This is a genomic window from Aeromonas sp. FDAARGOS 1411, from assembly GCF_019047125.1.
Classification (GTDB): Bacteria; Pseudomonadota; Gammaproteobacteria; order Enterobacterales; family Aeromonadaceae; genus Aeromonas; species Aeromonas veronii.
Map to the genome: position 1 here is coordinate 4,485,597 of NZ_CP077214.1, position 6,904 is coordinate 4,492,500.

The following is a 6,904-nucleotide window of genomic DNA, read 5'->3' on the forward strand; positions in this document are numbered from 1 at the left end:
GATAGGGGCGTGGGCGCCATACGGGCAAAGTATACGCGAATGAAATCCCGACAGGATCCACCGACAAACCTTGCTAGAAGCTGAAGCCCTCACCACTTATTTATCCCTACTCCACGATCAGCACGCTCTCGCTGGCCAGATGGTGCAGCCACTCCCTGACGATCAGCAGCACGGCGGCAAAGTGCTCGTCGCGGGGCAGCAAGCTGGCGGCGAGGGGATCCCCTTCAGCCATGGCGGCCAGCTGGCCAAAGGCTTGCTCCACCAGATCCCGATCGAGCTGGTTGTCCCCCAACGCTTCGGCCAGTGATGGCTGACTGCGCAGGGTCAGCTGCAAGCCGGGCGGGATCTGCGGGGCGATGCGCATCAGCTCATCTTCCACCACCATGATGGCGCGCTCCAGTTCGAGCGGGGTGGGCGGCGCGTGGCGAAACGGTCCGGGCTGGATGGCGTGGGTGCCAAAGGCCAGCGGGTAGTGTGACGGGGCAGCATCTGCCTGGCTCAGCCAGAGCTGGCTGCTCTGTTCACCAATCTCCAGCAGCAGGGTCATCATCTCCGGTACGGGTTGTGTCATGGTGCTGAGCTCCTTTATTGTAAACGTTTTCTCATTCTGCCTTTGATACCCCCGCTGCCGACGTTTGGCGAGCACAATTTCTGCGAGTCGTCCCTCACTTTGTTGCAAACCCCTTGCAAAAAAATCCATTGGTGGCAGTCTGGATGTCTAAATGGCTATTGCCGTTTCGTTATCCTCAGATGATTCAGGAGTTCAGATATGGATATTCGCACCGCTCCCCGCGCCATCGCGCTCGCCCTCATGCTGGCAAGCGGCATCGCCGCCGCCAACGAAGCGCTGGTGATCCAGACCGATTTCGGCCTCAAAGATGGCGCCGTGTCGGCCATGAAGGGGGTTGCCTTCGGGGTGGATCGCACCCTGCCGCTCTATGACCTGACCCACGAGATCCCGGCTTACAACATTTGGGAAGCCTCCTACCGCCTCTACCAGACCCTGCAGTATTGGCCCAAGGGGACTGTGTTTGTCAGCGTGGTTGATCCCGGTGTCGGCACCGAGCGCAAGTCAGTAGTGCTCAAGACCAGGAGCGGCCACTACATCGTGACCCCGGACAACGGCACCCTGACTCTGGTGGCCGAGCACTTCGGCATCGAGGCGGTGCGCCAGATTGACGAGAAGCTCAACCGCCTCAAGGGCTCCGAGAAGTCCTACACCTTCCATGGCCGTGATGTGTACGCCTACACCGGCGCACGGCTCGCCTCCGGCGCTATCAGCTATGAGCAGGTCGGCCCGCTGCTGCCTGCCGAGGTGGTGAAGATCTCCTATCAACCTGCGGTAGCCGAGAAGGATGGCACCCTCAAGGGCACCATCCCGATCCTCGATGTGCAGTACGGCAACGTCTGGACCAATATCGACGATGCCCTGCTGACCAAGGCGGGGATCAACAAGGGGGATAACGCCTGCATCAAGATCCGCGAAGGGGATGTGGTCAAATATGACGGCAAGGCCCCTTACGTCAGCAGCTTCGGCGATGTGCCGGAAGGTCAGCCGCTGGTCTACCTCAACAGCCTGCTGCAGGTGTCGGTGGCGCTGAACATGGACAGCTTCGCCGCCAAGCATCAGGTGCAATCCGGTGCCAACTGGCATATCAGCCTGAATAAGTGCTCCTGAAGATTGTCGGGCTTTCGACAAGCGGGTTTGAAGCAAGAGAGGGCAGCCAAAGAGGCTGCCCTCTCTCATCGGGTGGTAAGGCGTTGCTGATAAGAGGTTGTTGTCAAAAAGCATATTAATTGAATGCAATTGATAATGATTGGTATTTGGTTGGATAATCGCGCACTTGTCTGACCACCCAACCATACCGAATGAAAACCAGCCTCTTACTGCTCAGCCTGCTGGCTCTGACCGCATGCAATGACAATCACAGCAATACGTCGGTGACCCCCTCACCCGAGGTGACCCCGCCGGTCGTCAAGCCGACCGAACCGCCCATCACGCCGCCAACAGTGCCGCCGGAAACCCATACCCGGATTCCTCTGACCATTGAGGTCAATGTGGCCGATAGGCTGGGGGCGGGAGCACAGCTTGAGGTGAGACAGGTCGCCACCGGGATCCGCGTGCAACAGGCCATCGAACCGGGCCAGCTTGCCCGCATCACCTTGCCTGAAGGTCTGCAACTGGATCAGCCGCTGGAGCTGCTTGGCAGCGACGAGGGCTATCTGCTGCGAGCGGTATCGGTGCGGGTGGCGGATCTCTCGGCCGGGATCACTCTGGCGCGCCGCAACAGCGTGCCGCGGTTGGGATTGAACGAGGAGGAGACGGCGCTCTTCCTGCTGGCGGATCAGAGCGGAGATGGTTCCCTCAGTCAGGCCGAGTGGGGCAGGACAGAGGAGATCCGCGTGCAGCAACAGGCGGCCATTGAGGATTACGCTGCCTTCCTGCTGGCCCAGCGCCAGCCGGGCGCAGTGCTCGACTATGCCGACAGTTGGCAGATGCTGCTGGCCCTGCGCGATGACAAGCAGGCGCGCAGCTGGTATCAGCGCAGCAACAGCGCCCAGATCCAGTCCGCCCGCACCCAGCTCTATCCCGCCAATCCAAGCCAGCCGGACGAGCCGGAGACGGCAGATCTGCTGCGCCTCGATGAGCAGGGGCTGCTGGTGGTGCGTGGCCTCTGGCAGTGCCTGCACGATGTGCGCACGGTCAGCGGGGTCAAGGGTAGCCAGTACTGGCTGTATGGCAGTGACACCAGTGCGTTGGCGGTTGCCAGCCAGCCACAACTGGCTACGGGGCTGACAGCTTGCGGCCGCAGCGACTGGCGCCTGCCGACCCTCACCGAGTTCGAACGGGTGCTGAGCAGTGACAAGTCGGCATGGCGCTATCCCAATACCTTTGCTGTTGGCCTGCCCGCCCAGATCTGGCTGCAGGATGGTGCGGGTCAACCCCGTCTCTATCAACTTGCGACCCGAACCTGGCTGGATGAGGGAGAGGGGAGTCTGCTCTGGTATGCGCTGGCACCCTATCCGGTGCGTCCCTCCGTGGTGCGCGACAGCAGCAAGCCGGACATGGCGGCCCTGCGCGCCCAATATAGCGGTTCATCGGCCCAATGGCCTGCCGCCCGGGTGGATGAAGGGGTGGAATGGCAGGAGCTGGGGCCGCTGCCGGCGGTTCCCTTCCCGGCCGACAACCCCTATAGCCGGGCCAAGGTGGTGCTGGGTCAGCAGCTCTTTTTCGACAAGCAGCTCTCCAAGGGGCGGGACATCAGCTGTGCCAGTTGCCACGATCCGCAAAAGGGGTGGAGCGACGGCCTGAGCGTCTCGGTCGGTCATCTGGGCCAGAAGGGCAATCGCAACGCTCCTTCCATCCTCAACAGTGCCTTCAGCTCGACCCAGTTCTGGGACGGGCGGGTCGCCACGCTGGAGGAGCAGTCGCTTCACCCGATCCAGAACCCCATCGAAATGGCGCTGAGTCATGACGAGCTGCTGGCTCGCTTGCAGGCCAGCCCCGACTATCAGGCTGCTTTTGCCACCGCCTTTGGCGATCAGGGGATCACGCTGGAGCGGATCGCCAAGGCGATCGCCACCTTCGAGCGCACCATCATCAGCCGCGACAGCGATTTTGAGCGCTTCGTCAAAGGGGATAGTCAGGCGCTCAGTGACAAGGCGCTGTGGGGGATGCATCTTTACCGCACCGATGGCCGCTGCATGAACTGCCATTCCGGCCCGCTGCTGAGTCAGCACGGATTCGAGAGTGTGGGGCTCACCTATTACGGTCGTGGCAAGCTGGAAGATCGCGGGCGCTTCCTGCAGACCCGTAACAAGGCGGATATCGGTCGCTTCAAGACCCCCAGCTTGCGGGACGTCGCCTTTACCGGCCCCTATATGCACAACGGCATCTTCCCGATCCTGGCCCAGCGTATCGGCGGCTCGGTGCAGGGGGTGGTGGCCATGTACAACTTTGGCGTGACCAAGTGGAGCAGCGGGGTCGGCTTCCCGACCGGTGCGGATCAATATGATCCCTTCTTCCCCAAAGCCTCCGATCACCTGCATGCCCTTGGCCTCAGCAATGACGAGCTCGATGCCATCGGTGAGTTTTTGCGCAGTGCCTCGGCCGAGCCGCGCCGCACCCCGGCCACTGTTGCTGAGCTGGGGGTGAGTGAGGCGGATGACCCGGCTCCGGTGGGAGCGGTGATCACCGGCTTGGCCGTGCTGCCTGCCCAGCCTCAGCTGGAAGTGGGGCGGACGCTTCCTCTGCAACTGCAGTGGCAATTGAGCGATGGATCTCTCGGCCCGCTCGATGGGCCTGTTGATTGGCGCAGCGAACAGCCGGAGTTCGCTACCGTGAACACGCAGGGCGAGGTGCGCGGTGTGGCGGTCGGTACGGCACGACTGGTGGCGACCACGGCTCGTCACACGTTGACCGTGACGGTGCAGGTGGTGGATGCCCAGCCCGATTTTGCCCGGGGTTGTCGTCAACCCGATCTGGTGGCGGGCAAGCTTGCCTTTGTCTGCCAGTTGACCAAGGACGAGGCGGAGCGTCTGTCCATCTCCTATGACGGTGTGAGCAGTGACAGCGATGGCGACTACAATCCCTTCCCGCTGGAGTATGTGACCATGGGTCAGGCGCGGGCGCGGGATTACTGCCAGCAGCTGGTGGCGCGCGGCCACGATGACTGGCGTCTGCCGACCCGGGCCGAGCTGGAGGTGCTGTTTGCCGCCTACAACAAGGATGGCGCGACGGATCAGTTGCTTCAGCAGCAGGGTTGGCCGCTCTACAACCGCTACTGGAGCAGCGATGCGACTGCCAATGACGATGGTGAGCTGCCGCTGTTCGACCTGAGCACCGGCGACCCGCTGTGGGATCTGGCGGACGAGGCTCATGCCGCCACCTGCGTCAGGGCAATCTAGCCTTCATAGATAGTTAGATGATAAACGGGCGCCTCGGCGCCCGTTTTGTTCTCTGGGAATACAGAGGGATCAGAACTCGTTGGAGAGCGCCTTGTACCCTTTGACCAGATCGATATTGGTGTGGGCCACGTCCTCGGAGAACTCGGCTGCATCCACTGAAACCCGTGGGATATGGGTCAGATCGCTCTGCTGGTTGATGCGGGTGGTGGAGGGGACGTAGAACTCCGGCGGCAGATCGCAGCCATCGATCACCGAGTTGTGACGCACCACGGCACCGTCACCGATATGGCAGTTGAACAGCACGCTGTTGAAGCCGATAAAGACCCGGTTTCCCACTTCGCACGGTCCGTGGACGATGGAGCGGTGGGCGATGGAGGTGTACTCGCCGATGGTGACGGCTGCGCCGGATTTGGAGTGGATTACCACGCCATCCTGGATATTGGAGTTGGCGCCGATGACGATGGGTTCCATATCTCCACTCTCATCCACCTCGTCGGCACGGATCACTGCATAGGGGCCGACAAAGACATTCTCTTTGATGATCACCTTGCCGCAGATGATGGCGGTCTTGTCGATATAGGCGGATTCGTCGATGACAGGCAGATGGCCGGAGGGATTCTTGCGGATCATGTTACATCCTGTGGTTGCTTGAAATGATGCGGTGGCGCACCCGGCGCCAGGATGCCAGCTTACGCCTCGTTAGTATCCGGTGAAACCCCGAAGTGGTCTGACCCTTGTCGCAAGCCTTGGCGGGAGCACTGTTTCCGCGCGCTGGAATATGGGAGCATTGCAGCCATTCCCGAGTTGGTTGAAATGGACATATATAGATGAAGAAGATGATTGCCCTGTTGGCGGGTGGTTTGTTGCTCTCCTCGGCCGTGCAGGCCAAAGGGGAGGCGGGGGAGTTTGACTATTACGCCATTGCGCTCTCCTGGTCGCCCGAGCATTGCGCCGTCAAACCGGCGGATCGGGACCAGTGTTCCCGCAAGTTGGGGTTCGTGCTGCACGGTCTTTGGCCCCAGTACGATCGCGGTTACCCCAGCAACTGCACTCGCGAACGGCTCGATCCCGATATGGAGAGCGAGTTTGCCGACCTCTACCCCAGCCGTTTCCTCTATCGTCATGAGTGGGAGAAGCACGGTACCTGCTCCGGCTTGAGCCAGCAGGCCTTCCATCAGCTGGCGAGCGATTTGCGCCAGAAGGTGAAGATCCCGGCGGCTTATCAATCCCCGGAAGAGCCGCTGCGCAAAACCAGTTTCCAGCTCAAGGCCGATCTGGCGAGCGCCAACCAGTGGCTGGCGCCCGACAACATCACGGTGGCTTGCGCAGATGGTGGCCGCTTCCTGCGGGAGATCTACATCTGCGTCAATAAAGAGGGGACGGATGCGGTCACCTGCTCCGCCGAGATGCAAAAGCGTGAGCGTCGCTCCTGTGGTCAGCCGGACTTCCTGCTGCGCAGCGTGCGTTAAGCCTCCACTCTCTTCATCAGGCCCCTTGCGGGCCTGATGTGTAACCACGGTTATCAGAAAGGAGTCTGACAGATGGATGGCAATAACCGGTTTGGCCCGACAGAGCGGGCAATGCTGCTCGGGGTGAAAGGGGTAGGGCCGACCGTTATCGGGCGGCTCGAACAGCTGGGCTATCATACCCTGGCCGGATTGGCCGAGGCCGACACCACCCATATTGTCCAGCGGGTAGCCAGCATGCTGGGCTCGACTTGCTGGCAGAACAGCCCGCAGGCGCGCAGTGCTATCGACGGCGCCATTGCGCTGGCCCGCGCACATCTGGCGGCGAATGCGACAAACGGGGTGAATGGATGAGCCTCTTTACCGAACTGGGGATGCGTTATCCCATCATTCAGGCGCCGATGGCCGGTGTGCAGGGAAGCGAGCTGGCGCTGGCCGTGACCCGTGCGGGCGGCTTGGGCTCCTTGCCTGCCGCCATGCTCACATCAGCGGAGCTGTGCAGCGAACTGGGACGACTTACCCAAAGCGGC

7 protein-coding genes (1 of these 7 running past the window's edge) are annotated in these 6,904 nt (G+C 61.5%); 5 read left to right on the forward strand and 2 right to left on the reverse strand.

Annotation, left to right across the window (positions count from 1 at the left end; all coding sequences use genetic code 11):
• Nucleotides 1–106 precede the first annotated feature (106 nt).
• A complete protein-coding gene (locus I6L41_RS20515) occupies nt 107–571 on the reverse strand; it encodes a hypothetical protein (protein ID WP_216961021.1) in 465 nt (154 codons plus the stop codon).
• Nucleotides 572–769: 198 nt separating this feature from the next.
• Between I6L41_RS20515 and I6L41_RS20520 the strand changes: the two genes are divergently transcribed.
• Nucleotides 770–1,678, forward strand: coding sequence for an S-adenosyl-l-methionine hydroxide adenosyltransferase family protein (locus tag I6L41_RS20520; RefSeq protein ID WP_216961024.1), 909 nt, complete (start codon nt 770–772; stop codon nt 1,676–1,678).
• 191 nt (nt 1,679–1,869) lie between these two features.
• The gene (locus I6L41_RS20525) at nt 1,870–4,908 is read left to right on the forward strand and encodes a cytochrome c peroxidase (protein WP_216961027.1); all 3,039 of its coding nucleotides are present in this window, start codon (nt 1,870–1,872) and stop codon (nt 4,906–4,908) included.
• Nucleotides 4,909–4,977: 69 nt separating this feature from the next.
• On the opposite strand, the gene I6L41_RS20530 is transcribed toward I6L41_RS20525, so the two are convergent.
• A complete protein-coding gene (locus tag I6L41_RS20530) occupies nt 4,978–5,538 on the reverse strand; it encodes a carbonate dehydratase (protein ID WP_005335471.1) in 561 nt (186 codons plus the stop codon).
• A gap of 197 nt (nt 5,539–5,735) precedes the next feature.
• Between I6L41_RS20530 and I6L41_RS20535 the strand changes: the two genes are divergently transcribed.
• The 3 genes from I6L41_RS20535 to I6L41_RS20545 all read left to right on the forward strand — a co-directional run.
• A complete protein-coding gene (locus I6L41_RS20535; RefSeq protein WP_216961029.1) occupies nt 5,736–6,377 on the forward strand; it encodes a ribonuclease in 642 nt (213 codons plus the stop codon).
• Between the two features lie 72 nt (nt 6,378–6,449).
• Nucleotides 6,450–6,728 carry a helix-hairpin-helix domain-containing protein gene (locus I6L41_RS20540; protein WP_216961031.1) on the forward strand — a complete coding sequence of 93 codons (279 nt, stop codon included), beginning with the start codon at nt 6,450–6,452 and terminating at the stop codon, nt 6,726–6,728.
• Nucleotides 6,725–6,904, forward strand: partial view of a nitronate monooxygenase family protein gene (locus tag I6L41_RS20545; RefSeq protein ID WP_216961033.1) — the 5' end (the start) only. The gene runs 867 nt beyond the window's last position; only the first 180 of its 1,047 coding nucleotides appear in the window; it begins with the start codon at nt 6,725–6,727; the stop codon falls past the right edge of the window. The genes I6L41_RS20540 and I6L41_RS20545 overlap by 4 nt, the downstream gene beginning before the upstream one ends.

Bases quoted from the DNA above. Each gene is read 5' to 3' on its own strand.
- I6L41_RS20515 (WP_216961021.1), bottom strand. From the start codon at position 571: ATGACACAACCCGTACCGGAGATGATGACCCTGCTGCTGGAGATTGGT.
- I6L41_RS20520 (WP_216961024.1), top strand. From the start codon at position 770: ATGGATATTCGCACCGCTCCCCGCGCCATCGCGCTCGCCCTCATGCTG.
- I6L41_RS20525 (WP_216961027.1), top strand. From the start codon at position 1,870: ATGAAAACCAGCCTCTTACTGCTCAGCCTGCTGGCTCTGACCGCATGC.
- I6L41_RS20530 (WP_005335471.1), bottom strand. From the start codon at position 5,538: ATGATCCGCAAGAATCCCTCCGGCCATCTGCCTGTCATCGACGAATCC.
- I6L41_RS20535 (WP_216961029.1), top strand. From the start codon at position 5,736: ATGAAGAAGATGATTGCCCTGTTGGCGGGTGGTTTGTTGCTCTCCTCG.
- I6L41_RS20540 (WP_216961031.1), top strand. From the start codon at position 6,450: ATGGATGGCAATAACCGGTTTGGCCCGACAGAGCGGGCAATGCTGCTC.